This window comes from Kribbella sp. NPDC056861, from assembly GCF_040687575.1.
Taxonomy (GTDB): domain Bacteria; phylum Actinomycetota; class Actinomycetes; order Propionibacteriales; family Kribbellaceae; genus Kribbella.
In genome coordinates this window covers 223,444-238,916 of sequence record NZ_JBFBNQ010000006.1, presented here as the reverse complement: position 1 = coordinate 238,916, position 15,473 = coordinate 223,444, and the positions used below count along the sequence as shown (strand labels likewise).

15 protein-coding genes are annotated in these 15,473 nt (G+C 68.5%); 9 read left to right on the top strand and 6 right to left on the bottom strand.

The window, feature by feature from the left end:
* Window positions 1–116 precede the first annotated feature (116 nt).
* From AB0P21_RS29310 to AB0P21_RS29285, 6 genes are all read left to right on the top strand, one after another.
* Window positions 117–311 carry a hypothetical protein gene (locus AB0P21_RS29310; protein WP_363700455.1) on the top strand — a complete coding sequence of 65 codons (195 nt, stop codon included), beginning with the start codon at window positions 117–119 and terminating at the stop codon, window positions 309–311.
* 42 nt (window positions 312–353) lie between these two features.
* Window positions 354–605 carry an acyl carrier protein gene (locus tag AB0P21_RS29305; RefSeq protein ID WP_328332703.1) on the top strand — a complete coding sequence of 84 codons (252 nt, stop codon included), beginning with the start codon at window positions 354–356 and terminating at the stop codon, window positions 603–605.
* Between the two features lie 2 nt (window positions 606–607).
* A complete protein-coding gene (locus tag AB0P21_RS29300; RefSeq protein WP_363701259.1) occupies window positions 608–1,858 on the top strand; it encodes an AMP-binding protein in 1,251 nt (416 codons plus the stop codon).
* Window positions 1,851–2,597, top strand: coding sequence for an SDR family NAD(P)-dependent oxidoreductase (locus AB0P21_RS29295; protein WP_363700454.1), 747 nt, complete (start codon window positions 1,851–1,853; stop codon window positions 2,595–2,597). Before AB0P21_RS29300 ends, AB0P21_RS29295 begins: the two co-directional genes overlap by 8 nt.
* 77 nt (window positions 2,598–2,674) lie before the next feature.
* Window positions 2,675–3,883 (top strand): DUF2786 domain-containing protein, encoded by a 1,209-nt coding sequence (locus AB0P21_RS29290; protein WP_363700453.1) that lies wholly within the window; start codon window positions 2,675–2,677, stop codon window positions 3,881–3,883.
* A 10-nt stretch (window positions 3,884–3,893) separates the two neighbouring features.
* Window positions 3,894–4,436: a dTDP-4-dehydrorhamnose 3,5-epimerase family protein gene (locus AB0P21_RS29285; protein ID WP_363700452.1), complete on the top strand. Its 543-nt coding sequence runs from the start codon at window positions 3,894–3,896 to the stop codon at window positions 4,434–4,436.
* Window positions 4,437–4,439: 3 nt separating this feature from the next.
* Here the strand turns inward: AB0P21_RS29285 and AB0P21_RS29280 are convergent, their stop codons facing one another.
* Window positions 4,440–5,009, bottom strand: a complete 570-nt coding sequence (locus tag AB0P21_RS29280) for a helix-turn-helix domain-containing protein (protein WP_363700451.1) — start codon at window positions 5,007–5,009, stop codon at window positions 4,440–4,442.
* Window positions 5,010–5,144: 135 nt separating this feature from the next.
* Here AB0P21_RS29280 and AB0P21_RS29275 point away from each other — a divergent pair, with 135 nt between their 5' ends.
* Together AB0P21_RS29275 and AB0P21_RS29270 are read left to right on the top strand one after the other, a co-directional pair.
* Window positions 5,145–6,638, top strand: coding sequence for an MFS transporter (locus AB0P21_RS29275; protein ID WP_363700450.1), 1,494 nt, complete (start codon window positions 5,145–5,147; stop codon window positions 6,636–6,638).
* Window positions 6,639–6,648: 10 nt separating this feature from the next.
* Entirely contained in the window at window positions 6,649–6,990 is a 342-nt protein-coding gene (locus AB0P21_RS29270; RefSeq protein ID WP_363700449.1) for a hypothetical protein, read from the top strand.
* Window positions 6,991–6,992: 2 nt separating this feature from the next.
* Here the strand turns inward: AB0P21_RS29270 and AB0P21_RS29265 are convergent, their stop codons facing one another.
* The 4 genes from AB0P21_RS29265 to AB0P21_RS29250 form a co-directional block, all read right to left on the bottom strand.
* Complete coding sequence (locus AB0P21_RS29265) at window positions 6,993–7,970, bottom strand: GNAT family N-acetyltransferase (RefSeq protein ID WP_363700448.1); 978 nt, start codon at window positions 7,968–7,970, stop codon at window positions 6,993–6,995.
* Between the two features lie 42 nt (window positions 7,971–8,012).
* Window positions 8,013–9,047 (bottom strand): alpha/beta hydrolase-fold protein, encoded by a 1,035-nt coding sequence (locus tag AB0P21_RS29260; RefSeq protein WP_363700447.1) that lies wholly within the window; start codon window positions 9,045–9,047, stop codon window positions 8,013–8,015.
* Between the two features lie 18 nt (window positions 9,048–9,065).
* A complete protein-coding gene (gene argS / locus AB0P21_RS29255; protein ID WP_363700445.1) occupies window positions 9,066–10,793 on the bottom strand; it encodes an arginine--tRNA ligase in 1,728 nt (575 codons plus the stop codon).
* A gap of 142 nt (window positions 10,794–10,935) precedes the next feature.
* A complete protein-coding gene (locus AB0P21_RS29250; protein ID WP_363700444.1) occupies window positions 10,936–13,158 on the bottom strand; it encodes a CDP-glycerol glycerophosphotransferase family protein in 2,223 nt (740 codons plus the stop codon).
* A 25-nt stretch (window positions 13,159–13,183) separates the two neighbouring features.
* Between AB0P21_RS29250 and AB0P21_RS29245 the strand changes: the two genes are divergently transcribed.
* On the top strand, window positions 13,184–13,966 hold the full coding sequence (locus tag AB0P21_RS29245; RefSeq protein ID WP_363700443.1) for a Fic family protein: 783 nt from the start codon (window positions 13,184–13,186) through the stop codon (window positions 13,964–13,966).
* Window positions 13,967–14,248: 282 nt separating this feature from the next.
* On the opposite strand, the gene AB0P21_RS29240 is transcribed toward AB0P21_RS29245, so the two are convergent.
* Window positions 14,249–15,055: an HAD family hydrolase gene (locus tag AB0P21_RS29240; protein ID WP_363700442.1), complete on the bottom strand. Its 807-nt coding sequence runs from the start codon at window positions 15,053–15,055 to the stop codon at window positions 14,249–14,251.
* Window positions 15,056–15,473 lie beyond the last annotated feature (418 nt).

Sequence of the window (15,473 nt, the reverse complement as noted above, 5' to 3'; positions counted from 1 at the left end):
ACATCCCTGACAAACGGTCAACAGTGTATGAGCCGTTTACCAGCCGACAACCCGCGCCTACACTGAGTAGGCGAACGCCCCCTGGTCCGTCACCCAGCGCACGGGAGGTCACGTTCATGCCTGCCCAGCACATCGCAGGACTACCGGTCGAGGAGATCCTGCTCGCCGCGCTCGCCGCCGCCACTCCGATGATCGCGCTGATCGGCTGGGAGATCCGGGACCGGGTCCGGCGGTTGCGCCGCAAACTCACCGGCACCCCGGCGAACGCCGTACCGGAGGCTGTTCCCGATGCGGCCCCGGAGGTGCAGTAGACCGTGCGAGCACCCAGGTCGCAGGCGATAGGCTCTGTGGTCATGGCTGAGCTGACGCGGGAGCAGATCCGGGACCTGATGGGCGCGGTGCTGACGGCGCAGGGGAAGACGCTGCCGGCCGATGACAGCGCCGACCTGCGGGAGATCGGCTTCCGCTCGCTGGACTTCTCCGAGCTCGCCCTGCGGGTGGAGGACGAGATCGGTGACGAGCTGAACTTCGACGCCCCCGGGCTGCGCCAGATCGCCAAGGTCGGCGACGTGCTGGACTTCATCGAACAGCTTCAGTCGGCGTGACCATGCGCCGCCGGTCCACCGCCCTGATCGGGGACGACAACACCGTCGTCGCCGGCGGCAAGACCGTGACGTGGCGCACCCTGCACAAACTCCCGCAACTGCCGTCGCCGGCCGCGGTGCTGGTCGACAACGGCGCCGACGCGCTCGCCGCGGTCCGGCACCACGCGGTGCACGGCACCGAACTGCTGGTCGCCACTACCTCGCGGGTCGACCTCAAGATGCGGGAGGAGCTGGAGGAGTCCGGCTTCGCGATCGTGATCGCGAAGGGCGACGAGCACTCCGTCGAGCCCGCGAAACTCAAGCGGGTGGAGGAATCCGGCCGCGCCTGGCTGCTGACCTCGGGGTCGACCGGCCGGCCGACCAGGATCGGTCACACCCTCGAGTCGCTGACCACGGTCACCACCCAGCAGCGCCCGCGGACCTGGCTGCTGCCGTACTCGCCCGGCACCTACGCGTGGTGGCAGGTGGTCACGATCTCGCTCACCCAGGCCGACCAGGGCCTGGTCGTGATCGAGCCGTCCGAGCTGGAGATCTGGCCGTCGATCGCGGCCGAGCACGGTGTCACCGCCGCCTCCGGTACGCCGACCTTCTGGCGTCAGACGATCTACCGCGACACCGAGGCGCTCGCCAAGGTGCCGCTCGAGCAGATCACCCTCGGCGGCGAACCGGTGGACCAGACCATCCTCGACCAGCTGCGGGAGATCTTCCCGAAGGCCCGGGTCTCCTGGATCTACGCCTCCTCCGAGGTCGGTGCGTCGATCGTCGTGCACGACGGCCTGGCCGGGTTCCCCAAGGCCTGGCTGGATCGCGAGCCCGGTCCCGAGGACGAGCGGCCGATCCTCTCCGTCGACGGCGACGAGCTGATCATCACCTCGCCGCACCACGGCGCGGGGATGGACGGCGCGGTCCGGACCGGCGACCGGGTCGAGTTCAGCGGCGACCGGGTGCTGATCACCGGCCGGCTGGACAGCGACGAGATCAACGTCGGCGGCTCGAAGGTCTCGGCCGGGGTGGTGCGCAGCGTGCTGCTCGCGCACCCGGGCGTCGCCTGGGCGCGGGTGTTCGCCCGCAAGGCGCCGCTGGTCGGCCGGTTGGTCGCCGCCGAGGTGGTGGCCAACTCGCACCTCGGACCGATCACCCACGAGGATCTGGTCCAGTGGTGCTCCAACCGGTTGCCGGACTACGGCGTACCGCGGCGGATCAGGTTCCTCGATGAGATTCCGCAGAAGGAGACGTTGAAGAGCGATGTCTGACCACACCGCAGTACCGCCCTCGTCGGTGGTGCTCGTCTCCGGTGGTTCGCGCGGCCTGGGGCTGGCGATCGTCACCGAGCTGCTCGACGCCGGCGTGAAGGTCGCCGCGTTCGCGCGGACCGTGACCGCCGACCTGACGGCGCTGGCGACGAAGTACCCGGAGCAGGTGCACGTCGGCTCGGTCGACGTGACGGACGCCAAGGCGACCCAGGCTTTCGTCCGGGAGGTCGAGGAGGAGCTCGGCCCGATCGACGGCCTGGTCAACAACGCGGCGGTCGGGCAGGACTCGCTGCACGTGCACACCTCGGCCGAGCAGCTCGCCGGCATCATCGAGACCAACCTGACCGCGCCGCTGATCCTGACCCGCTTCGTCCTGCGCCGGATGCTGGCCAAGGGGCTGAAGGGCAGGATCGTCAACGTCACCTCGATCTGCGCGCAGCGCGGCTTCCCCGGCCTGGTCGCGTACTCCGCGACGAAGGGCGGCCTGGACGCCGCCACCCGGTCGATGGCCCGCGAACTGGGCGGCCGGGTGCTGGTCAACTCCGTCGCCCCCGGCTTCTTCGCCTCGGAGATGTCGGCCGTGCTCGGCCAGACCCAGCTCGACCAGATCGTCCGCCGCACCCCGACCGGCCACCTGACCGAGCCGGAGGAGGTCGTCCCGGTGGTCCGGATGCTGCTGCTGGAGAACACCAACATCAACGGCCAGGTCATCGTCATCGACGGCGCCGCCTCGATCTGAGCCGGTGGCCGGGGTTATCCACAGTCGCCCGCGGATGGCTTTTGGGTCGCGGTCGATCGGCTGTCAGACTCGGTCGGGTGAGTGACCAGGAGCTTCAGGAACTGTTGCCGTCGGCAGCGGCCGCCGTCTCGCGTGATGACGGACAGGCCGATGGATACCTGGCGTTGCTGGGTGGGTACGACGAGCGCGATCAAGCGCAGGTCGATCTGAGTCTGCAGGCCTTTCTGCAGAGGCTGACGCGATCCGCGTGGGAGCGCGGCTGGACGCCGGGTGACGTGGTGCAGCACGCGCGGCGGCGGCTGGAGCAGGGGATGGAGCCGTTGCTGCTCGCGGTGATCGCGTCCGAGCATCGCGCCTATCAGGAGATGGATCCGCGCTGGCTGGACCAGCTGACCGACTTCGGCATCGTCCCCCCGTACGCCGAGCTGCGGCTGACCAGCTGGGCGGCCGATCAACGGCTCGGCCGCTATCTCACCCTGCACACGGCGCTCGCCGTCGCGGGCTTCCTGCAATCACTGCCTGGACTCGCCCGCCTCTTCCCCCTCCCCGGTACGCCGGTCCGCGCGCGTTCGGCGACCTCCGCGGTGCCGAACGACAAGATGCTCTCGCGGATCAGAGCCCTGCTGGCCAAGGCGGAGGGGACCGACTTCCCCGACGAGGCCGAAGCATTGTCGGGCAAGGCACAGGAGCTGATGGCCAAGTTCTCACTCGACCAGGCGCTGGTGGACGCCGACCCGAGTCTGGACCTGCACGACGACTCCGGCGCCCGAAGAATCTGGGTCGAAACCCCTTACGTCTCAGCGAAAGCGCAGCTGGTCGGAGCGGTCGCCTCCGCCAACCGGTGCCGCACGGTCTCGATGGAGCAGCTCGCCGTCGTCACGATCGTCGGCGACGAGCTGGACCTGCAGCTGACCGAATTGCTCAGTACTTCGCTGCTGGTGCAGGCCAACCGGGCAATGCTTGCCGCTGGCAAACACATCGGCCAGTACGGCGAATCGCGGACCAGGTCGTTCCGGCAGTCGTTCCTGATGGCCTATTCGCACCGCATCGGCGAGCGGCTGCAAGCGACCGCGGACGCGACCCAAGCCGCAGTACCGGCCGAGGATGCCGACCGATTGCTGCCGGTGCTGTCCAGGCGGGAGGAGCAGGTGGAGAAGCTGTTCACCAAGCTGTTCCCGGACACCATCACCCGGCGGACCAGGATCACCAACGGCGCCGGCTGGCAGGCCGGCCTGACCGCGGCCGACCAGGCCCAGCTGCAGGCTCGCCCCCAGGTCCGTCGGTAGGCTGCGCGGCATGCCGACCGTCAAGCAGACCAGCATCCCTGGCCTTCTGCACATCGAGCTCGACCTGATCGAGACCCCGCAGGGCTGGTTCAAGGAGAGCTTCCAGCAGGCGAAGCTGGTCGGTCAGGGCTTCCCCGAGGTCGACTTCGTACAGAACAACGTCGCCTACACGACCGAGGTCGGCATCACCCGCGGCATCCACGCCGAGGCCTGGGACCGGTACATCTCACCGGCCCTCGGGCGGCTCTTCACCGCGATCGTGGATCTGCGCGAGGGCGCGACCTTCGGCCGGCTGGAGACCTTCGAGCTCACCCCGGGGCAGGCGATCTTCCTGTCGGAGGGCTGCGGGCACTCGTTCTGCACGCTGGAGCCGAACACGGTCTACACCTACCTGCTCGCCGCGCACTGGACCCCCGATGCGCCGCGGACCGTGCTCAACCTGTTCGATCCGCAGATCGCCGTACCGTGGCCGCTACCCAAGGACCAGTTGCAGTACGTCGAAGCCGACGCGACCGCGCCGTACCTGGATGCGGTCAAACCGATCAGGCTCTGAAGGTCAGGCTTTGAGCCCCGCCAGCACGATCTCGAGCAACCGGTCGGCCTGCTCGGGCGACATGTCGCGGCCCATCGTGATGCCGCCGACCAGCCGCAGGATGTCCATCAGCTGAAGCTCCGGCCGCACCGAGCCTTCCGCCTTGGCCGCGTTCAGCAGCAGCTCACCGGCCTCGCGGACGTTCGTCTTACAGGCCGTGAAGAACTCAGAATCCTTGCCTAGAGCAACAGTCAGCTCACCGGCCAGGCTCTTCTTCGAGACGCTGTAGTCGACGAAGCTGCGCAGCCAGGCGGCCAGCGCCTCGTACGGTCCGAGCTGGTCGGCGAAACCGTAGGCCCGGTTGCAGACGGACTGGATCTCGTCGACGTAGACCGCCTCCAGTAGCGCGGTCCGGTTCGGGAACCGGCGATAGAGGGTGCCGATACCGACCCCGGCCCGGCGGGCGATCTCCTCGAGGGAGGCGTCCGTGCCGTGCTCGGCGAAAGCCTCGCGCCCGGCGGCGACCAGCAGGTCGTAGTTGCGCGCGGCGTCGACCCTGGTGGGCCGCGTCGTCGGGAGTGGTGTCGAGGTCATCCGGCCCTCCTTGTCCGAGTCTGTTCCCTAAATCGGTTGAAAAAGCGGAGGTGGCCTCCGTATAGTAATCCGGAGGAGCGCTCCACTTCATTGATTCCCACTCTAGCCCCTTCGGGGTAAGGAGCAAGTCACACTATGTCGGCAACATCCGCGGCGCCGGCCGGCGCCAGTACCGGCACGCCCGCGCGGCGGCCGGGGGTAGTCCTCGCAGTCATCCTGATCACCCAACTGATGGTCATTCTCGACGGCACCGTGGTGAACATCGCGATGCCCAAGATCCAGCACGCGCTCGATTTCAGCCCGGCGAGCCTGTCCTGGGTCCAGAACGCCTACGCCCTCGCCTTCGGCGGCCTGCTGCTGCTCGGCGCCCGGGCCGGCGACCTGCTCGGCCGGCGCCGGGTGTTCATCACCGGTGTCAGCGTCTTCACCGCGGCCTCGCTGCTCGGCGGGCTCGCTCCGTCCGCCGAACTGCTGCTGGCGGCCCGGGTCCTGCAGGGCATTGGTGGTGCCATCGCAGCTCCGGCCGCTCTGACCCTGCTGATGCTCACCTTCCGCGAAGGTCCGGAGCGGCTGAAGGCGCTCGGTCTCTACAGCCTGGTCTCCTCCGGCGGCGCGAGCGTCGGCCTGGTGGTCGGCGGCATGCTGACCGACTGGGTCTCCTGGCGCTGGGGGCTGTTCATCAACGTCCCGATCGGGATCGGCCTGGTCATCGCGGCCCGGCAGGTGCTGTCCGAGACGCCGCCCGAGAAGGGCAAGTTCGACGTCGCGGGGGCGCTCACCTCGACCTTCGGCATCACCTCGATCGTCTACGGCTTCATCCGGGTCGCCGAGGTCGGCTGGACCTCGGCCGAGGTGCTCGGCGCGTTCGTGGCCGGCGTCGTCCTGCTGGCCGGCTTCGTGCTGATCGAGCGCCGGGTCAGCCACCCGATCGTGCCGCTGCGCCTGTTCGGCAACCCCGACCGGGTCGCGGCGTACGTGACCATGCTGTTGGTGGTCGGCACGATGTTCGGGATGTTCTTCTTCCTCACGCAGTACCTGCAGGGCGTGCTGGGGTTCAGCCCGTTGCAGGCAGGCCTGGCCTTCCTGCCGATGACCGGTCTGCTGTTCACCTCGTCCCGGGTGGTGCCGCGGCTGCTCGGCCGGATCGACGGCGGCCGGCTGATGATCACCGGTTCGATCCTGGTCACCTCCGGCATGCTCTGGCTGACCCGGCTCACCGAGGACAGCAGCTACCTCGGTGACGTGGTCGGTCCGCTGATCCTGTTCGGGTTCGGCGCCGGAATGATCTTCATCCCGCTGGTCGGGCGCGCGCTGGCCGGCGTACAGCCCGAGGACGCGGGTGCCGCCTCCGGCATGCTGAACGTGGTCCAGCAGGTCGGCGGGGCCCTGGGTCTCGGCATCCTGGTCACGATCTTCGGTACGGCGAGCCGCAACTCGGACGCTGCTTCGCGGATCCCGGCCGAGCGTGCCCGGGAGATCCTGACCGACGGCGTGCACGCGGCCTTCGTCGGCTCGGCGATCTACGCGGCGCTCACGCTGACCGTGATCGTGCTCAGTGTCCGGCCGTGGAAGCGCGGTGGCAGTTCAGCGATCGTCGAAAAGATTGAAGAAGCCCCGGCCCTGCACTGACAGTGAGTGCATGACTGCTCACAAGCTTGTGGTGGCGACACTCGTCCTGACAGCCGGTACGGCGGCACTCACCGCCGTACCGGCTTCGGCAGCGGTCGATTCAGCGCCGGGGAGGTGTGTCGGGTCGCCGCTGATCCGCAACGCGCCCAGCCTCGGCGGGGTAGGGATCGCCCGCTGTCTGCCGTCCCATCGCACCACCGCGATCTGCAAGACGCGGACCGAGATCGTGGTCGACCCCGGCGGCGCGGTCACCAACGTCTGGTACTTCATCACCGATCACACCATCACCGTGCAGGGCTTCGTCAGCGCCGCGTACTACGAAACCGACGACTCGGCCGTCCCCACCTGCTGACCTCAGGTCAGCGGCAGGCGATACGTGACCCACTTGCTGTTCTGCCGGAAACCAAGGCGTTCGTAGAGCCCGAGCGCCCCGGTCGGGTTCTCCGCATCGACCCCCAGCGAGGCCCGCTGGAAGCCGGTCCGCTCCGCCTCGCGCATCAGCGCAGCCAACGCGACGGCCGCCAACCCCCGGCCTCGATGCGACCGCACGGTTCCGACCTGCCCGACGTAGACCTCGCGAAGACCGGTCACGGCGGTGTCGGCCTCGTACTCGAAGCCGTTCGCGTAGGCGACGATCCGCTCCCCGTCGAGCACCACGAAGCTGAGCCCGGGCCGGAACGCGCGCGCCCCGGTGAACCAGGTCTTCCAGGCCTCCTCGTCCTTCGGGGTCGAGCCCCAGTGGTCCAGGAACACCTCGTTGTGGACCAGCCGCAACGCCTCGTCGTACTCCGGTCCGAAGGGCGCCAGCCGCAGCCCGTCGGGCACCTCGAGCACCGGGATCGGGGTGTCGAAAGGGCGCCGCATGTCGAAGGCGTACCGGATCTGCTGGAAGCCCTGCGAGACGAAGAGCGCGTCGGCGCCGACGTTCGTGCTGATCGCGACCGCATGCAGCTCGGCCTCGGCGACGTCGGGATGATGCTTGGCGTGCAGCTCACGGGCGCGCTCGGTCATCCAGGTCAGCAACGCAGTACCGAGTCCCCGCCGGCGCCAGTCGCCGCGGACCGCGGCATCGGTGTTCAGCCGGTCGACGTCGACCAGCTCCTTGCGCCAGCTGACCACGCCGTACCCGACCATCAGCCCGTCGGCCCACAGCCCGACCGTGTCGTGCTCGGCGTCCAGTTGTGGATCGCTGAGCTCCTCGAGCATGTCCTCGGTGTCGAAGTTCTCACCGTTCTGATCGGCCTGCTGCACGTCGTTCATGACGGCCGCCCAGTCAGCGGCGTCGCTCTTCTCGATCGGTCGGGCCTCGACCCACTCCGGAAACGTCCCCATGCCAAGAACGGTAGGGCCGGACCCCGCGGCCCGGCATCCCAATTAGTCGGTGAGCTGCCGGCTCAGCCAGCCGACCGCGAGCGGATAGCGGTACTCGATCCCGCCGTGAGTGCCCTCGAAGAGTTCGAACGACAACCGCTCCTCCGGTACGCCGACCGCCAGCGCCGCGCGATGGAACGCCGCCGCGCCGAGATCGAGGTAGTACTCGTCCTGCTTGCCAGCGTCGATCCAGACCGCCCGCATCGAGCGCAGCGCATCGGCGTACCGGGGCTCGGTGGTGACCATGTGTACGGGGTCGCGGCTGAGCCAGCGCCCCCAGACCTCAGGGATGATCCGGCCGAGCTCGTCGTAGGGGAGCAGCACGGTGCCGTCGGGCTCGGCCGAGTAGGCCGCGGCGTACCCGTACATCTCCAGGAACTCCAGATCCTGCCGAGTGGCCCGTCCAGGCCGGCTCTCGAAGTCGGCGAAGAACTTCGGGTACGACCCCTCGTACTGGTCGCGCAGCAACCGCGCGCGCAGCGGGAACTCCGGCTGGTAGCAGACCTCGAACGCGGCATCTCCGGCGTGCGTTGCGAGCGCGCCGAACACGTCCGGCCGCAACAGCGGAGTCACCATCGCGGCGTACCCGCCACTGGACTTGCCGGTGATCGCGCGGTGGTCCCGATCGGCGATCGTCCGGTACTTCGCGTCGACGTACGGCACGATCTCGTCGCAGAGGTACGAGTGGTAGCGGCCGGTGCCGGGGGAGTCGAGGTACTGGCTGCCGCCGAGCTTGGTCCACGCGTCGACGAACACCACGATCGCCGGCGGCACTTGGCCGGACGCGAACAAGGTGTCCAGCAACTCCGGGTAGGGCTGACGGAACGGCGCCCGGTTGAACCACATCCCGCTGTGCCCGGTGTAGCCCATCGCCACGTAGATCGACGGGTAGCGCTGATCCGACTCGTCGTACCCGGGTGGCAGGTAGACGATCACCGGGCGCTCGTGCGGATCGCCGAGCGGGTTGTCGCGCAGGAACGCGCTGTCGAAGGTCGTCTGGTCGAATCGTCCGGACAGCTCCGCGGACCACGGCAGCATCGGCGAACCTCTCTCACGTCACATGGTGTCGGGTGCGCTGATGCCCAGCAAACCCAGACCATCCTGCAACACACTCCGGGTCGCCGCGCACAGCGCCAGCCGGCTGGCCCGGATCTCGCCTTCGCTGCTCAACACCGGGCAGGTCTCGTAAAACGCGGACAGTGCACTGGCGACCTCGAACAGATACGTGCACAGCCGATGCGGCTGCAACGTCTCGGCAACCTGTACGACGCAGTCGCCGAAGCCGCTCAGCAACAACGCCAACCGCTGCTCGGCAGGCTGCTCAAGCACCGTCACCACGCCAGGAGTCTCGCCGGTCTTGTCGAGCAACCGGGACAACCGCGCATGCGCGTACTGCAGATAAGGCCCGGTGTTCCCGTTCATCGCGACCATCCGGTCGAGATCGAACACGTAGTCGTTGATCCGGTCACTCGACAGGTCGGCGTACTTGATCGCTCCGATCCCGACGGCGTGTGCCACCGCTGCCCGGGTCGCATCGCCCATGCCGCTGCCAGCTGCCTCGTCGTCGCCGTGCCGTTCGTCGAGCAACGCTCTCGCCCGCGCCACCGCGCCGTCCAGCAGCCAGGCCAGCCGGACCGTCCCGCCGTCCCTGGTCTTGAACGGTTTCCCGTCCTTCCCCAAGACGGTGCCGAAGGCAACATGCTCGGCCGGCACGCTGTCCGGCAACCACCCGGCCGCCCGGCACAGCGCGAAGATCTGCTGGAAGTGCAGCCCTTGCCGATGATCGACCACATAAATGATCCGCTGTACTCCGAGGTCGTCCACCCGATGCCGTACCGCCGCCAGATCCGTGGCGCTGTACCCGAACCCGCCGTCCGACTTCCGCACGATCACCGGCAGCGGCGCACCGTCCCGGCCGACGAATCCCGGCAGGAAAGCGCACAACGCCCCACCCGACTCCGTCAGCAGACCGGCCGCGGTCAAATCGTCCACAACGCCTTGCAGCCGGTCGTTGTAGGCGCTCTCGCCAACTACGTCGGCCCGCGTCAGCGGCGACCCCAGCTGCGCGTAGATCCGGTCGAACTCGACCAGCGACACCTCGACCATCTGCCGCCAGATCGCCAGCGTCTCCGCATCGCCGGACTGCAGCGACACCACCCGGGCCCGGGACAGCTCCACAAAGTTGCTATCGGCATCGAAATGCCGCCGGCCCCGCTGGTAGAGCTGCTGCAACCCCTCGATATCGAGGGATCCGACGTCGAGACCCTCGAACAGCACCTGCTCGACCATCATGCCGAACTGAGTGCCCCAGTCGCCGACATGGTTCTGCCGGATCACGTCGTAGCCGACGTACCGCAGTACGTTGCACAGGGCGTCGCCGATCACCGTCGACCGCAGGTGACCGACATGCATCTGCTTGGCCACGTTGGGCTGCGAGTAGTCGACCACCACCCGCTCGCCGCGCGGCGCGAAGGTGACCGGCTCGTTGACGCCGGCCGCGAGGGTCGACGGCAGCAGCGTGAGGTTGATGAACCCCGGCCCCGCGATCTGCGCCGGTTCGCAGACCCCGGTCAGGTCGAGCGCATCCACCAACTGCTGGGCGATCGCGCGTGGCGGCTGCCCGAGTGAGTTGGCGAGCCGCAGCGCGAGGTTGGTCTGGAAGTGGCCGAACTCGGGCTTGGTGGCCGCCCGCAGCTCAGGATCGAGTACGCCGTACTGCGCGCCGAAGGCGGCCGTGACGGCGTCGGACAGTTTGGTGGCGAGGACAGACAGGACTGCGGACATGACAGGGGTCCTTCAGAACGAGGCACTGGAACAGGGCTGAGGTGTTCAGACAGTGCGTCGTCGTCGCAGGCCGGAGCGATCGCGCAAGGCGCTCACGATCACCGGGCTGGTCGACATGCCGACCATTATGCACGACGCGGAGTTACAGCCGATGCGGTGAAGGCGCCGGGTGCCGATCGGCGAGCGGGGTGATCGGCGGCAGCTCGGTCTCGCCGAGGAAGACCCGGCGGACCACCCGCTCGGCCGCGCGCCCGTCGTCGAACTCGCAGAACTTCTCCCGGAACAGCTGCCGGTGCTTGGCCGCCTCGGCCTTGGCGAAGGCGCCGGTCTGCAGGGCGGTGAGCAGCTCCTCGGGCGATCTCGCCACCAGGCCGGGCGGGAACGAGGTGATGTCGAAGTACGTGCCGCGGTTGTTGTCGTAGGCGCCCAGGTCGTCGACCAGCACGACGATCGGGCGGTCGAGGTTGGCGTAGTCGAAGCTGATCGAGGAATAGTCCGAGATCAGCACGTCAGCCGCCAGCATCAGGTCCTCGACGCGGGGGTGATCGGACGCGTCCACCACTCGCGGCGACTGCGCCGACGGGTGCTTCGACAGCGAGTAGTGCGTGCGGACCAGCACCCGGCCGTGATCGCCGGCGGCCGCGGCCAGCCGGTCCAGGTCGAGATGGATCCCGTCACCGCCGAGGTCGACCAGGCCGGCCGGAGTACGGACCGAGTCGACGCCGTCGCGGAAGGTCGGGCAGTACAGCACCACCAGGTTCGAGTCGTCGAACCCGAAGGACGCGCGGATCGCCCGGACGTCGTCCAGCGTCGCGTTCACCAGCCGGTCGTTGCGGGGGAACCCGTACTCCAGGTCCTCGAAGTGCGCCGGGTAGGTGCGCTCCCAGATCTCCGACGAGTACCGGTTGGAGGACAGGTTGTAGTCCCACCGGTCGACCTGGCGCATCAGCTCGTCCAGGTCGAGATCCTTCGCCGCGACCGGGTAGTGCCGCAGATCGGTGCCCATCGTCTTCAGCGGCGTGCCGTGCTGGGTCTGAAGATGGATCTGCCCGTCGCGCTTCTCGTACTCCTTCGGCAGGTTCATGTTGCTGATGAAGTACGTCGCCTTCGCGCACAGCTTCCCGTACGCCGGGGAGCCGGCCACCACGTACTCGACGCCCTCCGGGATCGCGCTGACGTGGTCCGCGTCGATCACCCAGACACCGCGAATCTGCGGCGCCAGCTCGGCGGCCTTCTCGTAGATCGCGCGCGGATTGCAGGCGTACTGCTTGAACCAGTAGGCGCCGTACAAGGCCAGGTTCGGGTCGAGGTCGCGGTGCAGCAGTTTGCCGACCGCCTTGCGCGGGCTGGGCACGCTCAGCACCTTGGCGCTCAGCTTCAGCGTGCAGTACGTCGCGTAGTCGTCGTGCACGATCTGCCAGCGGCGGAAGCCGCGCCGGGTCCGGTCGACGACGTACCCGTCGGGCTTCCAGCGCTTGGCGAAGGCGGCCGCGGCGTGGAAGAACTCGGCCCGGTCGTCCGGATCGAGCCGCTCGGGCCGGTCCAGGACGGCCAGGATGTGGTCCAGCGACCGGTCGAAGGCGAACCGCCGCCAGCCTTCCAGCGCCGGGTCGGAGTTGATGAACGCGTGCACCCGGTCGTACTGGTCGAAGATCTCGAACTGCTGCCGGGTCGCGGTGGCGTGGATGTTGCCGCCGGTGCGGTGCTGCCGGTAGTGCACGACCACCTTGTCCAGGGTCGCGATCCGCTCGGCGGTCAGCATCGTGGAGTAGGTCCAGGGCGCGTCCTCGTAGAACCCGGCGGTGAAGACGAACCCGTGCAGGGTGAGGAAGTCGCGCCGGATCGCCTTGTTCCAGACCACCTCGAGGAAGGTCAGGAAGACCGGCCGCTCGAGCGCGGTGAAGACCCCGTCACCCTCCCGGGCGAACGCGTCGTGCCGCTGGTTGCGGACCACCCGGCCGTCCCAGAAGATCCGCTCGTAGTCGAACATCACGATGTCCGGCCGGTCGGTCGCGTCGATCCGCTGGGCGATCGCCGCCAGGGCGCCGGGCTGGTAGGTGTCGTCGGCGTCGAGGAACAGCACGTAGTCGCCGCGGCACTCCTTCAGCCCCTCGTTGCGGGCCAGCCCGAGCCCTACGTTCTCGGTCAGGTGCAGCACCCGGACCCGCGGGTCGGCCGCGGCGTACTCGTCCAGGATCCGGCCGCTGCCGTCCGGACTCGCGTCGTCCACCCCGATGATCTCGAAGTCGGCCCAGGACTGGCTCAGCACCGAATCCAGGCACGGTCGCAGCCAGGCCCGTGACGCATGACACGGGACCACGATGCTGAACCTGGGGACCCCGGCGGAGTCGGTGCTGGCGGCCATGAGTCTGCATCTTAGAGTGCGGTCCATGACCTCTGATGTGTTCGAACCGCTGGCCGGACTCGAAGGGGTCGGATCGGCGGCCCGGGCGGCCCGGGATGCGGTCGACGTGCTGTTGCGCGACCGGGGTCTGCGGAAGGTCAGCGCCGACATGACCGCCGAGGCGCTGCTGCGGGGCGCCCACGCGTCCGCCGCACTGGCCGGTAGCCCGTCGACGCTGGACGAGGTACGCCGGGGCGACGGTGACGCGTTGGCGGCCGGGGCGGTCCGGATGACCAGCGAGCTGATGGGCCTCGCGCCGCAGCTCAACACCGCGCCGGTGAAGGTCTGGACCAGACTGCACCAGCTGGCCGCCGCCGACCTCGGCAGTGAAGACCAGCTGGGTCACCTGCGGACCAGTCGGGAGCCGATCCCGGACGACATCCCCGGGCTGCTGCCGGCGCCGTCCGCCGACGAGATGTGGGAGCGGCTGAGCGGACTGGCCCAGGCGCTGACCCGGCCGACCAAGGCGCCGGGCCTGGTGGTGGCCGCGATCGTGCACGCCGAGCTCGCGGTACTCCGGCCGTTCCCGACCGCCAACGGGCTGGTGGCGCGGGCCGCCGAGCACGCCGTTTTGATTGCCAAGGGCATCGATCCGCTGTCGGTCACGGTGCCGGAGGTCGGGCAGTTGGAGCTGGCCGGCTCGTATGCCCAGGGCCTGCGGGACTACGCGAGTGGCGGGCTGGTCGGCGTACAGGCTTGGTTACTGCGGAGTTGCGAAGTGATCGCGCTCTCCGCGGAGCGTTCACCGCTCAATACTTCCAGCCAGTAAGGGAGAAATAGCGAACGGCGCTCTCCGAAGAGAGCGCCGTCGCGAGCACGTCATCCTGGTTACCAAGCGTGCACCTTGTCTGCCGCCCCACGGTTTCGGCGTTGGCCGAAGTCTGGGGTCGTGCTGCCCGGTTGGGATGGGCTGGTCGCCGCGTGGGTGCCTGGCTGCCGTGCGATTCTCTACCGGATCCGAAGATCCTTTGTAGTTCCTTTGTACTCTTCGGATCCCTGCATGGGAAGGGTTTGCGCGACCTTCATGAAGCTGTGAAGAACGGAGCCCGCCTCAACTTCCGGCCGGTCGCGCGCGCCGGCGGGCGGCGTACAGGAGCACTCCGGCGACGGCCACCGCCGCGCCCAGCAGGGAGGCGGCGACGGCCGGCTTGCGGACCTCGTGGAACCGGGTGCGGTCGGCGAGCTCGACCGGCTTGCTGAAGTCGAGCACCGGCCAGTCGCGCTCGGTTGCGAGTTTGCGCAGCGCCTTGTCCGGGTTCACCGCGAACGGGTGGCCGACCGCGGCCAGCAACGGCTCGTCGGTGATCGAGTCGGAGTAGCCGTAGGAAGCCTGCAGGTCATAGCCTTCCGCCGCGGCCAGCTCGGTGATCGCGGACGCCTTGCGCGGGCCGTAGGCGTACTCCGAGATCTCGCCGGTGTACTTGCCGTCGGCAACTACCATCCGGGTGGCGATCACCTTGTCGGCGCCGAGCATCGCGCCGATCGGCTCGACCACCTCGGCCCCGGAGGTGGAGACGATCACCACGTCCCGGCCGGCCGCGTGGTGCTGCTCGATCAGCGACACCGCCTCGTCGTAGATCATCGGCTCGACGATGTGGTGCAGGGTGTCGGCGACGATCGCGCGGATCGTCTCGACGTCCCAGCCTGTGCACATAGCGGACAGGTACTGCCGCATCCGCTCCATCTGGTCGTGGTCGGCGCCGCCGAGCAGGTAGACGAACTGGGCGTACGCGCTGCGCAGTACGGTGCGCCGGTTGATCAGGCCGCCGGCGTAGAACGGACGGGAGAACGCCAGGGTGCTGGAGCGGGCGATGATGGTCTTGTCGAGATCGAAGAAGGCGGCCGAGCGGGGCGTCATACCGACGAGCATAGGGCGGCCGGCGAAACGCCCGAGGGGCCCGGGCTTTCGTGGAGACGGGTCTCCCGTTAGACTGTTGAGCAGTGTGACAGTGGCACTGGCTTGAATGGCTTCTACCGAGCGTCAAGCGCCGGTTCGACAGACACTCGGTTGAAATTGAACTGAGATGTGTGAGATCCGGATTCGGGGGGTAGATACCTCTCGACAGTGGCAGACTGTCGCCTCCTGATCGGCCCCCGGCTCCTCCCCCCGAGCCCGTGGCCGAAGACGGCCCCCGGTCACCCCCCCGCCGGGGGCCGTCGCCTTTCCTCCTCCAGGTCGCCGGCGCTGCCTGGTAGCTTGCCCAGCAAGCGCTTACCGAATTGCCGTTCCTGCCCGTGTTCGGGCAGATGTCGGCTGCTGAACCTCAAAAAGCCAT